Consider the following 14,841-nt stretch of genomic DNA (forward strand, 5'->3'; position numbering starts at 1 on the left):
TACACCTAACATCTAACTCCGAACCCCGAACTCCGAACTCCGAACTCCTAAAACTAGAAAACTGTGTACCTCACAAGTATGAGAATTGCTATATTACTGAACTTTCCAATCTTTAATATTCCAAGTATTCCTATCCCAAGGAGTTAACTCAAACCCTTGTAAACGGTTACTAATAGCGGTAACATCAGCGCGATGAACTAAAGGAATAACAACAAAATCATTAATCAAAATATCATTCATTTTAATAAAGAGTTCTGCTCGTTTTTTAGGGTCTAATTCTTGGGTTGCAGCTAACCATAATTTATCATATTCAGGGTTACAATAACGGGAATAATTATTGCCCGCCCACTTATTAGCTTTTTGGGTAATTTCATCGCATTTATAATCTTTCATATAATTGCTAGGGTCAGGACTATAATTGCCTGTAGTAAACATTTGTAAATCAGCATAAAAATGTTCAATGGTATCATTATTAGAGGGGTCACCTGAGAAGAAAATACTAGCATCAACACTCTTTAATTCTACGTCTACTCCAATGGTTTCTAATCCTTGTTTAACAATTTCTTGGGTCTTTTGACGCAGAGGATTAACTGATGTTTGAAATACTACTTTCATCTCCACACCATTTTTATCCCTGGTGCCATCATTATTACTATCTTTCCATCCAGCTTCATCTAATAATTGTTGAGCTTTTTCTAGATTAATTTCATAAGAATTATTCGGAGAATTATATTCTTGAGGTAACAGTAAAATGTTAGCTGCAGGTTCACCTGTAATGCCATATAATTGTTCACTAATAGTTTTTCTATCAATGGCCAAACTAAATGCTTCCCTGACTTTTTTATCCGTCAAAAAAGGATGAGGATTATCAATATTTGCTCTTTCTCCTTCTGCTGTAGCTTTATTAGGATCAGAAAAATTCAATAAAATACGCTCGCTTAAAGTACCTAAAAGTGAAACAGTTTTTCCTTTTCCTCCTGTTTCTAATTGTTTTAAAACAGGGGCTTCTATTTGTAGGTTAAAAGCGTAGTCTGCATCCCCTGTTTGTAACACAGCACGAGCAGCAGAGGTTGCGTCACCTCCTCCTTTTAATTCAATGCGTTTAAAGCCTAATTCTTCAGCATCTCTAAAGTGAGTATTAGGTTCAAAAACAACAACATCCCCAGGCTTAAATTCAACAACTTTATAGGGTCCAGTGCCAATTGGTAATAAATTGGCGGGAGCTTCCCTCACATTTTCTCCATTATATTCTTCGTAAATATGACGGGGTAAAATAATTCCTGATGCACCAATAAAAAAGCGATTCCAAGCAGGATTTACTGTTTTAAAAGTAATTTTAACTGTGTAGTCATCAATAGCTTCAACTTTGTCAATAATTTCGTAATCCCCTGCGCTGGTTGCTCCAACTGCAGGATTACTTAAAAATTCATACGTAAAAATAACATCTGCTGCTGTAAAAGGTGTCCCATCTGACCATTTAATATCCTGTTTTAATTTCCAAGTTACTGACTTACCATCCGCAGCAATTCCTCCATTTTCACGAGAAGGAATTTCAGCAGCTAAAAATGTAATTAGTTTCCCATTTTTATCATAACTAGCTAAGGGTTCTAAGGTGATTCTACTCGCCTCTAAATCTTTTGTTCCTGTAGATAAATGAGGATTTAAAATAGTTGGTGCTTGCCAATATAATAATCTTAAAGTATCACTATCATTTGAAGAACTGGTAGTATTATTTTCTTGAGAATTACACGCTGTTAATATAACAGATGTTCCTAAAAATAAAGACAATAACCAACGATAAGAACCATCATAAAATAATTTTTTAAACACAGATATAAAACTTCCTTAGAAAATTGGGTTCAGGCTAAATTGTAACAGATTATTGCTCATTACTAGAAATCACTGAAGTCTAAGGGAAAAAGTTAACTAACTCAACAAAATACTACTTAAGTAGATGGTTATCAACGAAAGGTGGGAATACTAATAAAAAGCCTATAGGGTTTCTTAAGACTTATGAGATACACTCTACCTTCCCCTAGAGACTTTCTTTGCAAAGTCTCTACAAAAAAATATGTACATCACGAGTATGAGAAGTTCTATATAAACTTTAGCCAAAAATTACTTATGAAACCTTTTATTTCTCGTCTTTTGATTCTTTCTCTTTGCCTCACCCCTGTTGCCTTAAGCACTATATCTCAACCCAGTTGGGGACAAAGTGAAAGTGTTGAAACTACTATACAACAATTGACAGAAGACGCAAAAACCCAAACCAAACAAGGTCAATCTCAACAGGCCATCGAAACTTGGCAGAGAATTCTCGATCTTGCTGAACAACATGATAAACAAAACCTACAAGCTTTTGCTTTAGTGGGTTTGGGCTTAAATTATCATGAACTGCAACAACCTACTACCGCTTTAGAATACTATGAAGAAGCTTTACCCATCGCTCAACAAAGTGGCAATCCCCGTCTGTTAGCGGCTACTCTTAATAACATGGGAGCTTCCTATCAAAGTTTAGGACAACATCAAGAAGCCTTAACTTATTATGAACGAGCCTTGCCCATTACCCAAAAAGTGGATAAACCAGCAGATATCGCCAAAACATTGAATAATATTGGAGAAATAAACAGTTTGATGGGTAAAGAGGATAAAGCTATACATTACTACCAAGAAGCTTTATATATAGCTCAAAGGGGAGGAGACGCTCTCCTAGAACAAAAAATCCTTAATAACATCGCTAAAATAAATTCTCCATCTCCTTGAAACTCCCAAAGTTCAACGCTGTGGCGTTATAACGGGGATCTTCAGATTGACATTTTCAAAATAATGTAAAGATATGTTGCAATGTTACAAAGAGTTTTGTTAAGATTGTATTCAAGCACTTGACTTAATTGCACTTACCGAATAAGTAGGCATATTACTATGGATAACCAAGAATCTAAATTAGGCTTTACCGCATTTGCTGAAAACTGGAACGGTCGTTTAGCCATGCTTGGCTTTGTAATCGGTATCGTTACCGAATACATGACTGGACAAGGCATCCTATCTCAGTTAGGATTAATGTAAGTAAACAATTGAGAATCATTCTCAAACTAGACATCTCAAAACAGCGTAGTCAAAAACAGGTACATTACTATGGATAACCAAGAATCTAAATTAGGCTTTACCGCATTTGCTGAAAACTGGAACGGTCGTTTAGCCATGCTTGGCTTTGTAATCGGTATCGCTACCGAATACTTCACCGGACAAGGTATCCTATCTCAGTTAGGCTTAATGTAAGGCTTTACTGAAGTCTGGGAAGGCATAGGATTAAGAATTCTTCTCATCTAAATTCCCACTGTTCAATGCCTTGGTATTATGACAGGGGTCTTGAAATTAACACTTTCAAGAAAATTTAAAAATATCTTACAAAGTTTCACTAAGTTTTGTTAAGATAGTAATCAAGAACTTGACTTAATTGAATTTACCGAACACACGAGGTATATCACTATGGATAATCAAGAATCCAAACTTGGCTTTACCGCATTTGCTGAAAACTGGAACGGTCGTTTAGCCATGCTTGGCTTTGTAATCGGTATCGCTACCGAGTACTTCACCGGACAAGGTATTCTTTCTCAATTAGGCTTAATGTAAGGATTTACTAAAGCCTGGAAAAGGAAGGCATCGGATCAATAATCCTTTGGTCTTCCCTTCTAACAATATCGATTATTTATCATATCAATTATAACCTCCGAACTCTAAACTGAGCTTTCGGAGGTTAAACTTTTGTTAACTGTACAATAATTTGCTTTTTATCTGAATATAAGAACTCAGATAATCTTTCTTTTGTCAAGAGCAGCACTTTACAAAGTTTACACGATTTAGTACATAAGCTCAAAAAATATTCAAAAATAAGGTTTAAACTGTTTTTAATGTCATCATTTGTGGAATGAGAAAACCAAGTATTAGGATTTTTCAGGGTTAAATCTTTAAGTTGACATACGTACTGTAGATTTTCATCGTTACAAATATACCTCAAAACCAGTAAATTCGTCAACTATTGAGAAAGATTCCTACACATTACAAACTGTAAAGTTAACGAAAATTTTAAATAATTGATAATAAATTGCTTAAAAGATTAACTAGACTTATAACAATGAGAAAAATAAGATCATAGTAGGGTGGGTTCGGGGTTCGGAGTTCGGAGTTCGGAGTTCGGAGTTCGGAGTTCGGAGAGTTAATAATAAATTACCCAAAATATTGCGAGAATGCCCTCGCTATAGGTAAGGGGGACGCATCGCAGCTGTAGGCAAGTACCCCCGAACCCTTAGCGACGGGATGAATCGCAATCAATAAATAAACTACGTAGCAAAGATTTAATTCTACCATAATTGCGTAAACCATGTTAAAATAAGTATATCCCAGGTCGAAAATTAATCAATGCTAGTCGTAGAAGCAAAATTAAAAAACGGAACACCAGAGCAATACCATAAACTAGATGAAGCCATTAGAACATCTCAGTTTGTGCGTAATACCTGTGTCCGTTATTGGATGGATAATAAGGGAACAACCCGTAATGATCTCCAAAAACTTTGCTCTCAATTAGCTAAAAATAAAGACACACCTTGGGTAACTTTATTAAACTCTCAAGCTCGTCAATCTGCTGCTGATAGAGCATGGCAGTCAATTAACAGGTTCTACCAGAATTGTCGTGCCAAGATATCAGGAAAGAAAGGGTTTCCTAAGTTTAAAAAATATAGTCGTTCTGTTGAGTATAAATTAACGGGATACAAGCTATCCGATGACAGACGTAAAATTAAATTCAGCGATGGTTTTAAAGCAGGAGAATTTGATTTATGGTGTAGTCAAAGAACATTAGTTTATTATTCAGAACAACAAATAAGGCGAGTTAGAGTTGTTAGACGTGCTGATGGTTATTATTGCCAGTTTCTAATTGATGTAGAACGTATTGAAAACCATGAACCAACGGGACAAGTAACAGGAATTGATCTGGGCTTAAAAGAGTTTTATACTGATGCTCAGGGAAATACTGTTGATAACCCTCGCTATTTGAGAAAGTCTGAGAAACGCCTTAAAAAAGCGCAAAGAAGATTATCAAAACGGTTCCGTAAAGGTAAAAAGCGGTGCGACCCCGGCGATTCGCAATCGCCTAGGGAACGCGCACCAAGACAACAATCTAACAACTATCATAAGCAACGGCTAAAAGTAGCCAAACTTCATCTTAAAGTATCAAGACAGCGTAAAGACAGAGCAATTAAAGATGCTTTGGCGTTAGTCCAGTCTAATGATCTGGTGGTCTATGAAGCTTTAAAAGTTAGAAACTTGGTTAAAAACCGTAAACTTGCTAAATCGATTTCTGATGCTTCTTGGTATCAATTCACTGAATGGTTGAATTATTTTGCTAAGATTTATCGCATCGTTTGTATTGCTGTACCTCCCCATTTCACCAGTCAAGATTGTTCAGTTTGTAGTACAAGAGTTCAAAAATCATTAAGTACCAGAACTCATCAATGTCCTAATTGTAAAACAGTCTTAGATAGGGATCATAATGCAGCAATCAACATTCTTAAAAGGGGTTTGAAATATTTGGGAGAACATCTCAACGGTAGCGTAGGGCATACGCAAACCGACTCCATCGCCTTGGGAGAGTCCGACCTCTGGGTTGTTAATGGCAACATTGATAATCTAAGTTGTCTCGTTGAACAAGGAATCTCTAGTAGTGATACGGAGAGAATCCCCCACTATATTGCGTAGCAAGAGCGAAGCAATTAGTGGTGGGAGTATGTCAATAGACTTAACTAAGTTACAGGGGTAGCTGTGAAAATTAAATACAACAAAACGGCTACAAATAGAACCAAAAGTTTAACAATCAAGTAAGTAACACTATTAGGATATAGAAATGTATTAATCATAATCCCACTCCTTGAGAAATAGTTTTAATGTTTATTTACTTCCCTATCTTCATTGTGTCGTAACAATAAGATTTTGTTGTCTTGATTAAGTAAAAATTTACATATGGTTATCGAGTGGCTTAAATTTCGGGTTTCCCCTCAATCTAGGGATGTCTTCATTCGATTGGACAACGAGATATGGACAAGCACTTTAGGGCAGTTTCAGGGTTTTCTGGGCAAAGAAGTCTGGATATCTCCTGATATTCCCGACGAAATTACTTTAATCATTCGTTGGGAAACCCGTGAACAATGGAAAAAGATTCCCTTATCTGTTTTAGCTGCAACAGAAGAAAAATTTGCTGAGCAAATGCAAAATCATCTTTATGAAATGACCGAAGCTAAGGAATATCAAATTAGAAAATTTCCCAATTCTTAATTGATCTAGAATGAAATAGCCCTGAATGAAGATATGGAGAGCCAATAATGTCTTGTGTTAAACGCCGTCAATTTTTTAAGTTTTTCGGAGGAACTTTAGCAGCTCTTGGTTTAAGAAAAGGCATTATTGAATCTCAGGCTATTAACTACGCCAAAGTTTTAGCACAAAATACTCCTCGAAAACGAGCTTTGTTAGTGGGAGTCAATAGTTATGTTGATTTAGAATATGAATGGTCAAAACTACGTGGTGCAATTAATGACACCAAACTTCAGGAAGAATTATTGATACATCGTTTTGGTTTTGAGCGTAATGCTATCCTTTCACTAACCGATGAAGCAGCCAACCGTGACAACATATTAAGAGCATTTGAAGAACATCTCATTCAATGGGCCAAACCAGGGGATGTAGTAGTATTCCATTTTTCAGGCCATGGTTCTCAAGTCCGTGATCCCGATATGATATTTCCCAATAGGCGCGTTAGTAGCATAGTTCCTATTGATAGTGATTTGCCAGTAGGATATCCCAATAAAGGGGGAACCGTTCAAGATATTACTGGCCATACCTTATGGTTGCTCATGCAAAAGATTGATACAGAGAATATCACTGTTGTCTTAGATAGCTGTTATTCAGGAGGGGCAAGAAAGGGCATTTTGACATTGCGATCGCGGCCAGGGGACTGGGAGTTAAATCGTATCACCAACTCGAAGATTGAATTATTGGCCAGTCCACAAGAACAAGAATATCAAAAACAATTGATGTCTGAGCTTAATCTTAGTGCATCAACATTGGCAAAAGCTCGTCAAAAAGGTGTTCCTAAAGGGGTTTTGTTAGCAGCAGCCAAAGCCGAGCAAGCAGCCATTGATGCCTCTTTTGGGGATACAGCAGCCGGTGTCTTTACCTATGTTTTAACCCGTTATTTTTGGCAACAAACAGGAGATAAATCTGTCAGCCGAGTCATGGTTAATACCAATGCTGCAACTGATCGCATCTTAAAAGACTATTTCCCAACAGTCGGTTTATTACAACAGCCAGAATTTAACGTTACCCAAGGTAGTCAAAATAGTCAGGAATTGGTTTATTTTCTCAGAGGATCATTTACAATACCAGCAGAAGCTGTGGTGACTGAAGTGCAGGGCAATGAGGTGAATCTCTTTTTAGGAGGGATCGATCCAAGCACCCTAGAAGCCTTTGGCCAAGGGGCTACTTTAACCCTGGTGGATGAATCTGGACAAGAAAAGGGTGAGGTTCAAATCACCTCTCGTCAAGCACTTACAGCCAAAGGAACCGTCATTGAGGCAGGAGGAGGGATCACTGCAGGGACTCTACTTCAAGAGAGAGTGCGGGTAATTCCAGCTAACTTAACTCTACGTATTGGCTTAGATTCTTCCTTAAAAACCGAACAAGTAATAGCTAAGGAAGAATTACAAAAAATTAAGCGCATTCAAGGGGTTGGTCTGGATGAGGATAACATACACTATATTCTCGGCCGCGTAACCCGTAGTTACTATCAACAATTACAACAGCGTAACTTATCTCCTTTACCAGCAGTGGATAGTCTTGCCCTATTTTCTCCTGCACTGGATCTGATTCCAGGATCATCTGGTATTTCGGGAGAAAATGTAACCGATGGAATCAAGCGATTACAAGGAAAATTGAAGTCATTATTAGCAGCTAGACTGATTAAATTAACCCTCAACACAACTTCCTCCCGTTTAAACGTAGTAGCAGCTATGGAAACTGTAGAGGGTAGCCAATTAGTCGCAGAATCGTTTACGGTTAGAGGGACAAAGCCAAGCAGTTTTGGCCAAGTCAGAGGAGTAAGGGGATTAACCAATACTGCTCAAAAAGTTAAGGCAGGCACTCAGATACAATTCCTGATTCAAAATAACGAGTCTTCCCCTTTATATATCAGTGTTTTACTTGTCAGTGTAGATGGAACATTGGCGGTTCTTTCCCCGTTACCAGGAACTGGTGATAACCCTTCAGTGTTCCCAGGAGAAACGATTTACATTCCTGATTATAATCGGGGCGATCGCTATAAATTTAAAGTAGCTGGAGAAACCGGAACCGCCGAAGTATTGGTCATTGCAAGTATGACTCCTTTAACCAAAGCAGTTGAATTATTGCAAGTTTTGGCAGCAGAGAGGGGGGATAGTTTGCGAGGGACACCAGTAGATTTAATTGATCCGGATGAAGCAATTGTGAGCCTTCTTGATGATTTGGGGCAAGAAAGTCGGGGAAGTGGTGCAACCGTTTCTAAGGGAGTGCATAACATTGATACTCGACAGATGGCCGGTATGTCAATTACATTTGAGGTGGTGAGTTAAATCTTATCTCAAAATTTGGAAAAAAATCTGTATAAAATCTTAGGTTTCTGAAAAGCTATGCTAAAAACGAAAAATATACCAGTTAAAGTATAGGTTAAGATATAAGCAATCTCTGAAACCTAATTATAATTTACTGTTCCCTTTCCTTGTTCCCTATTACCTAGCACATAGTGTAATCAATATTCTAATCCCAAAAACTGGATTTCATGTACCCAAATTAAGCTAATTAATTTAGATAAATAATTATGCGACTTTTAAAATTCTGCTTAATTGTGCTTCTAACATTCTTGATTATCGTAGGAATTCCTGACTTAATTAATACAGTATTCTTTTCTACGTCACCAGTTTTATCTCAAACAAAAACAGAAAGAACTATGAAAGCGGATAAGTTATTAAACGAAGGAATTGAGAAGTTAGCGAAGATGGAACCTCATCAAGCTGATTCAATCTTAACCCTTTTTAAACAAGCTCTGGCAATTTATCAAGAAGAAAAAGACAGAAATGGAGAAGGACAAGTTTTTAAGAATCTTGGCGTTTTTTATTATCAATTACAAGATTACTCTCAATCTCTAGATTATACACAAAAGACTCTCAAAATTGCTCAAGAAATCAATAATCTTGATTTAGAAACGAGAGCATTCATTAATCAAGGAGTCGTTTACTATACTCAAAAAAACTATCCTTTAGCCATTGGTTCATATCAGGAAGGGTTATCAGTTTTGCAAAAGATAGACAGTGCAGAATTAGAGTCCAAACTTAACCATAATTTAGCCAATGCTTACAAAGAGTCAAACAACTTTTCTCAGGCGATCGTTCACTATGAAAAAGCATTAATAGCAGCACGTGAAATTAATAGTCTTCCTGGACAATATCTCATTTTAGATAGTTTGGCTGAAGTTCATAAAAACTTAGGAAATAATCGTCAAGCAAATGAATATGAACAGCAAGCTTTTGAAATAGTTAAGCAACTAGAGGTTCAGAGAATCAATAGTTTACCGAAGCAAGAAATAGAAGGGATTATAGTTCCTTCTATATATAGTATTTCTATTGAGGGAAAAATAAATGATAAACCTTTTAAAGCTCTATCTGGAGCCTTAGAAATCAGCCCTCCCTCTGAAGCAGATCCTAATCCATTTTCAGTCGCAGTTTATATAAATAATCCTGAAGATATCAAGATTGGTAGTTTATTTTGGCAATCTTATTTTCCAGGTCATCCAAGAGAGCAAGACCATTATAGTCGAATTTCTATTAGTAATAATCAAGTTCGTATGGAAATTAATCCTAGTGAGGGGGTCAGAAGTGATGTCACATGGTTTACTGAAGGGTTACTGGGAGAAAATCTTCAACAATTACAAGAAGAACTAAATCAACTAGAAGAACAAATTAATCAAGCTCTTGAGGAACAGGGTCAACCTCGAACAGAAACCGGTTCCTATCAAATTCCTAATCAACCTACTTTTGCAGATGTTGTTCCTAAAAATGGAACACTCACTTTTTCGATTCAAAATAATCAAATTTCAGGAACAATTGATGCTTCAGGAATTTCAAGTGAAGGTCAACCTAGTCGTTATCAAGCTCAATTTAGCGGACAATTAATAGAAGAACAGGCAAAGAAGAATAATGGGACTTCTTCTGTAACTAGCAAACCAAAAATTGAAACAACTAATCCCAAAAATCCCTTATGTTCTTTCTTTGACACATTGCTAACAAAAATACCTGAAGTAAGTGCAAAAGATGATTTAGAAACAAAAAAGAGTAAGGCTCTTTTTTTACTTTCAGGTGTTAAAGAACCTCAATTGAAAAGTCTTCAGGGAGCTTGGTGGGGAACAGAAAAGTTAACAGAAATGTTTGGAGAAGCAAATTGGATATTTTTAAACGATAACACTTTTGTTTTCGTTCCTCCTGAAAATGCTAAAGTTCGAGATGATTTATTTCCATTATTGGGAACCTACTCTCAAGATAGGAATACTTTAAAAATTAGAGGCGAACAAACTTCTGTAGGTGCAGCAAGCTCTCTCGATGGGACCATTCAATTACAAGGAGAACAAGCTTTTTTAGATGTAATCTATACTGTTACAAGCATGGATTCTCAAAATATTCTAAGGGTTTCTCAATCACTCCTAAAAGGGAATCAAAATATTACTTATAAGTTACCTGAAAACGAAATTGAAGGAATCAAAGTTCCTGCTAATTTTAAAATTTCTGTTCAAGGGGAAACAAACGGTCAATCTTTTGGTAAACTTTCTGGTGTTCTTAAAATAAAACCTAATGATTCAACTAATAATTCTTACCCTTTCATTGTAACATTAGAAACAGATTTTCGTAATAGAAATGGTAGTGTTTCTTGGATAGCTCAAGAATTTTTTTCATCTGTTAATAGTGAAATAACAATAGATAATAATCAAGTTTCTTTACAGCTAAAACCGAATCCAACTGTTTTTTCTGCTCTAAATTGGTGGACATTACCATCTAGTCAATCTAATGTATTAGATGGCTCTCCTTTAATCTTTACTGGAACTGAAGGAGAGTTAACTTTTACAATTCAAAATAATAAAATTTCAGGAACAATTAAAGGAACAGGTAATAGTTCAGGCTGGTATTCTAGCAATTATTCTGCAACATTTACAGGAGAAGCAGAAACCCTCCCTCCTGCTTTTCAAGGAGTTTGGCAAGAAAAATCTTCAGGAGATTTTAAAGAGGTTACCTTAGAACAAACAGAAGATAAAGTTTATGGAACTTATCAAGATAATGGTGGCGGAAAAATAGAAGGAATTGTACAAGGAAATCGATTAGATTTTACTTGGAAAGGTTCAGATAAAAGAGAGGGAAAAGGATTTTTTCGAGCCGTTTCTAACGGAAGAACGTTAATAGGTATTTGGGAAACTTTAAACAATCCAACTGAGAAAAAAAATTTTTTGCTGAAAGAACTAAAGACTCTTATCGAAATCCCGAAATTGCCACCGAACTTGCTAAAGATAAATGGTATCTCAAAGATTTAGGAGCCGATTTAGTGCTTGAAGGTAGATGTGAAGAAGCATTAACTCCCTTAAAAACAGCACTCAATTTATACAAACAAGAAATTAAGAATACCAAAAGCAATAGTTCAATAATTTATAGCTATCTTTTAGATGAAGCAAATATTATTAGAAATCTTACTCATTGTCATTTTCAACTACAGGATTATGATAGTTTAATCCTGAGTTTGGACAATTCATTAGAAGTTCGCAAAGCAATGATTGACGAAGAATATTTACCGACTCCTACTCAGGAACAAGCTATTGATATTCGGAATGCCTTAGCAAATAATATAGAAAATTGGAGAAGACGATTAACTAATGATTCAGATAAAATTATTGCCTTGGATGAGGCACAACCATTCCTTCAAAAACTGACTGCATATCTAGTTGAATTAGATGCTAAGGAAGAAGCTTTATTAGCCTCAGAAACATCTAGAGCAAGAGCGTTTATTGATCTTTTAGAAAAACAAGTTTCTTCATCTACATTAAAAACAACTATTAATGCTAAACCACCAACTATTCAACAAATCAAAAAAATTGCTAAGAGACAAAATGCAACCTTGGTAGAATATTCTATCATCGATACCCTTAATTCTGGGGAAACTTTCCTTTATATTTGGGTAGTTAAACCCACAGGAGAAATTGCATTTGAACAGGTTAACTTAACTCAATCTCTCAATAATACTTCTCTCCAAGATATTGTTATTAATAGCCGTGAATCAATTGGAGTTAGAGGACGTAGTAGTATTATGGTTGAACCTTTGACTGAAGAAGAGCAAAGCAATAAATTACAACAATTACATCAATTATTAATTGAACCGATCTCCGATTTACTCCCAAGTGATCCTAACCAACCCGTTATTTTTATACCCCAAGGAGAACTATTTTTAGTACCGTTTCCTGCCTTACAAGATAAGGAAGGAACCTATCTTATTGAAAAGCATACAATTTTAACTGCACCAGCTATTCAAGTGTTAGATTTAACCCAAAAACAACAGGCTAACGTTGAACAAGCCAACTTACAAGGTAAAGTTATTGTTGGTAATCCTACTATGCCTGAAGTAACAGTAAAAATAGGAGAACCTCCTGTACAACTTCGCCCTTTACCGGCTGCAGAAACCGAAGCCATTGAAATTGCTAAACTCTTTAATACTCAACCATTAATTGGTAGTCAAGCGACGAAAAAAACCATTGTTTCTCAACTTCCTCAAGCCAGAATTATTCATTTAGCTACCCACGGATTATTAGATGATTTTCAAGGGTTGGGGGTTCCAGGAGCGATCGCCCTTGCACCTTCTGGGAATGATAATGGTTTATTAACAGCTAATGAAATTCTAGACTTAAAATTAAATGCAGAATTAGTGGTATTAAGTGCTTGTGATACAGGAAGAGGAAGAATAACAGGAGATGGAGTTATCGGGTTATCCCGTTCCTTAATTACCGCAGGAGTACCCAGTGTAATTGTTTCCTTATGGTCAGTTCCTGATGCACCAACTGCTAGTTTAATGACCGAATTTTACCGTAATTGGCAAGAGAAAGAAATGGACAAAGCACAAGCATTAAGACAAGCAATGTTAACTACTATGAAAACCCATCGTAATCCTAAAAATTGGGCGGCGTTTACTTTAATTGGAGAAACAGAGTAACTTAGTCTGCATAATTAAATATTAAACAATTGGAAATGCTATGGATTATAGGAGACAGTCACTAATGATACTAAATCCGGTTTAGATACCCCCCTTATCTTTCTAGTTGAGGAGGGTGGGGAGTGTGGGAGGTGTGGGAGGTGTGGGAGGAAAGATAGCAAAACAATAAAGAGGTTTTGACAATCGGATTTGGTATGAATAACCATTTTTTCATTAATTTTGATACACTCAATTGAAAACTGCTATGTCTAAACAATCAATCGCTAACTTACCAATTTCTCTAGATCAAAAGAAAATTAATCAGTTTTGTCAACGACATCAGATTTGTCAATTATCTTTGTTTGGCTCAGTTTTAAGGGAAGATTTTACGGAAGACAGTGATGTAGATTTTTTGGTGGTTTTTGATCCAAAGAATATCCCTGGTTATATTCGTTTATCTGCAATTGAAATGGAATTATCAGAACTAATTAAACGCAAAGCTGATTTAAGAACAATAGCAGAACTAAGTCGTTATTTTCGTCAACAAGTTCAACAGGAAGCCTTAACAATTTATGTCAAAGATTGATGATTACACGAGATTGTCTCACATGAGAGATGCTGCTAATGAAGCGTTATCTTTCACTCAAGGAAAAACAAGAACTTCCTTGGAACATGAACGAATGTTACTATTATCGTTAGTCCGTTTGGTTGAAGTAATTGGTGAAGCAGCATCTAGAATATCTCCAGAAAAACAAAAACAGATTACTCAAATACCCTGGCCTCAAATTATCAGTATGAGAAATCGTTTGATTCACAATTATTATTAAGTTGATGTCGATATTCTCTGGAAAACAGTAACGGAGGATCTACCACCTTTAGTTACTATACTAGAACAAGTTCTTGACCCCTAATTATTTTCACTTTTTGTTCTATGTCTTGCTACTCAAAACTTTTAGTGATAGGAACTTGGTTACTCGCTGGTGGAATATCCCCCATTGCCACAGCTACAGAAACTCCCATTGTTCAAACTACTATTGCGCAAACAGATACTCGTACCCAAGCACAACAACTGTTTGATGAAGGATGGGAATTATTTGAACAAGGAACCGCCCAATCTTATCAACAAGCGATCGGCAAATGGGAAGCCGCGTTACCCTTATGGCGAGAAGTGGGAGATAAAAACAAAGAAGGCGAAACTTTGGTGGGTATAGGGTTTATTTACAGCAAATTAGGCTTTAAACCAAAAGCCCTGGAAGCCTACAATGTTGCCTTACCCCTGTTTCGAGCAGTTAAAGACCAGGAATGGGAAGCCACCACCCTCAACAATATTGGTAAAGTCTATGATGACTTAGGAGAGAAACAGCAAGCATTGGAGTATTACCAACAGGCTTTACCCTTAAGACGTGCAGTAGGAGATCGCTCAGGAGAAGCCACCACCCTCAACAATATTGGTAAAGTCTATGATGACTTAGGAGAGAAACAGCAAGCATTGGAGTATTACCAACAGGCTTTACCCTTAAGACGTGCAGTAGGAGATCGCTCAGG

13 protein-coding genes are annotated in these 14,841 nt (G+C 36.4%); 12 read left to right on the forward strand and 1 reads right to left on the reverse strand.

Going from position 1 to position 14,841, the window contains the following annotated elements:
- Window positions 1-93: 93 nt before the first annotated feature.
- On the reverse strand, window positions 94-1,830 hold the full coding sequence (locus tag QNJ66_RS16190; protein WP_300508707.1) for a peptide ABC transporter substrate-binding protein: 1,737 nt from the start codon (window positions 1,828-1,830) through the stop codon (window positions 94-96).
- A gap of 294 nt (window positions 1,831-2,124) precedes the next feature.
- Between QNJ66_RS16190 and QNJ66_RS16195 the strand changes: the two genes are divergently transcribed.
- From QNJ66_RS16195 to QNJ66_RS16250, 12 genes are all read left to right on the forward strand, one after another.
- Complete coding sequence (locus QNJ66_RS16195) at window positions 2,125-2,763, forward strand: tetratricopeptide repeat protein (protein ID WP_300508708.1); 639 nt, start codon at window positions 2,125-2,127, stop codon at window positions 2,761-2,763.
- A 159-nt stretch (window positions 2,764-2,922) separates the two neighbouring features.
- Complete coding sequence (locus tag QNJ66_RS16200; protein ID WP_007307849.1) at window positions 2,923-3,066, forward strand: chlorophyll a/b-binding protein; 144 nt, start codon at window positions 2,923-2,925, stop codon at window positions 3,064-3,066.
- A 69-nt stretch (window positions 3,067-3,135) separates the two neighbouring features.
- Window positions 3,136-3,279, forward strand: coding sequence for a high light inducible protein (locus tag QNJ66_RS16205; protein ID WP_300508716.1), 144 nt, complete (start codon window positions 3,136-3,138; stop codon window positions 3,277-3,279).
- A gap of 210 nt (window positions 3,280-3,489) precedes the next feature.
- Window positions 3,490-3,633: a high light inducible protein gene (locus QNJ66_RS16210; protein WP_300508716.1), complete on the forward strand. Its 144-nt coding sequence runs from the start codon at window positions 3,490-3,492 to the stop codon at window positions 3,631-3,633.
- A gap of 786 nt (window positions 3,634-4,419) precedes the next feature.
- Window positions 4,420-5,754, forward strand: coding sequence for a transposase (locus tag QNJ66_RS16215; RefSeq protein WP_300508718.1), 1,335 nt, complete (start codon window positions 4,420-4,422; stop codon window positions 5,752-5,754).
- Window positions 5,755-6,015: 261 nt separating this feature from the next.
- Window positions 6,016-6,327: a TIGR03792 family protein gene (locus QNJ66_RS16220; RefSeq protein ID WP_300508720.1), complete on the forward strand. Its 312-nt coding sequence runs from the start codon at window positions 6,016-6,018 to the stop codon at window positions 6,325-6,327.
- Window positions 6,328-6,374: 47 nt separating this feature from the next.
- Window positions 6,375-8,654, forward strand: coding sequence for a caspase family protein (locus QNJ66_RS16225; protein ID WP_300508722.1), 2,280 nt, complete (start codon window positions 6,375-6,377; stop codon window positions 8,652-8,654).
- Window positions 8,655-8,899: 245 nt separating this feature from the next.
- Window positions 8,900-11,653, forward strand: coding sequence for a tetratricopeptide repeat protein (locus QNJ66_RS16230; protein WP_300508724.1), 2,754 nt, complete (start codon window positions 8,900-8,902; stop codon window positions 11,651-11,653).
- An 11-nt stretch (window positions 11,654-11,664) separates the two neighbouring features.
- The gene (locus tag QNJ66_RS16235) at window positions 11,665-13,317 is read left to right on the forward strand and encodes a CHAT domain-containing protein (protein WP_300508725.1); all 1,653 of its coding nucleotides are present in this window, start codon (window positions 11,665-11,667) and stop codon (window positions 13,315-13,317) included.
- A gap of 244 nt (window positions 13,318-13,561) precedes the next feature.
- Window positions 13,562-13,882, forward strand: a complete 321-nt coding sequence (locus QNJ66_RS16240; protein ID WP_300508727.1) for a nucleotidyltransferase domain-containing protein — start codon at window positions 13,562-13,564, stop codon at window positions 13,880-13,882.
- A complete protein-coding gene (locus QNJ66_RS16245) occupies window positions 13,869-14,123 on the forward strand; it encodes a HepT-like ribonuclease domain-containing protein (protein WP_300508729.1) in 255 nt (84 codons plus the stop codon). Before QNJ66_RS16240 ends, QNJ66_RS16245 begins: the two co-directional genes overlap by 14 nt.
- Window positions 14,124-14,227: 104 nt before the next feature.
- Window positions 14,228-14,841: tetratricopeptide repeat protein (locus tag QNJ66_RS16250; RefSeq protein ID WP_300508731.1), on the forward strand; the 614-nt coding region annotated here is incomplete at its 3' end.

Origin of the sequence: Crocosphaera sp., from assembly GCF_030064895.1 — a bacterium.
GTDB lineage: Bacteria > Cyanobacteriota > Cyanobacteriia > Cyanobacteriales > Microcystaceae > Crocosphaera.

What these genes read in the sequence shown, in the direction of transcription:
- QNJ66_RS16195 (WP_300508708.1), top strand. Translation starts at nt 2,125, where the DNA reads ATGAAACCTTTTATTTCTCGTCTTTTGATTCTTTCTCTTTGCCTCACC.
- QNJ66_RS16210 (WP_300508716.1), top strand. Translation starts at nt 3,490, where the DNA reads ATGGATAATCAAGAATCCAAACTTGGCTTTACCGCATTTGCTGAAAAC.
- QNJ66_RS16215 (WP_300508718.1), top strand. Translation starts at nt 4,420, where the DNA reads ATGCTAGTCGTAGAAGCAAAATTAAAAAACGGAACACCAGAGCAATAC.
- QNJ66_RS16225 (WP_300508722.1), top strand. Translation starts at nt 6,375, where the DNA reads ATGTCTTGTGTTAAACGCCGTCAATTTTTTAAGTTTTTCGGAGGAACT.
- QNJ66_RS16230 (WP_300508724.1), top strand. Translation starts at nt 8,900, where the DNA reads ATGCGACTTTTAAAATTCTGCTTAATTGTGCTTCTAACATTCTTGATT.
- QNJ66_RS16200 (WP_007307849.1), top strand. Translation starts at nt 2,923, where the DNA reads ATGGATAACCAAGAATCTAAATTAGGCTTTACCGCATTTGCTGAAAAC.
- QNJ66_RS16205 (WP_300508716.1), top strand. Translation starts at nt 3,136, where the DNA reads ATGGATAACCAAGAATCTAAATTAGGCTTTACCGCATTTGCTGAAAAC.
- QNJ66_RS16220 (WP_300508720.1), top strand. Translation starts at nt 6,016, where the DNA reads ATGGTTATCGAGTGGCTTAAATTTCGGGTTTCCCCTCAATCTAGGGAT.
- QNJ66_RS16240 (WP_300508727.1), top strand. Translation starts at nt 13,562, where the DNA reads ATGTCTAAACAATCAATCGCTAACTTACCAATTTCTCTAGATCAAAAG.
- QNJ66_RS16245 (WP_300508729.1), top strand. Translation starts at nt 13,869, where the DNA reads ATGTCAAAGATTGATGATTACACGAGATTGTCTCACATGAGAGATGCT.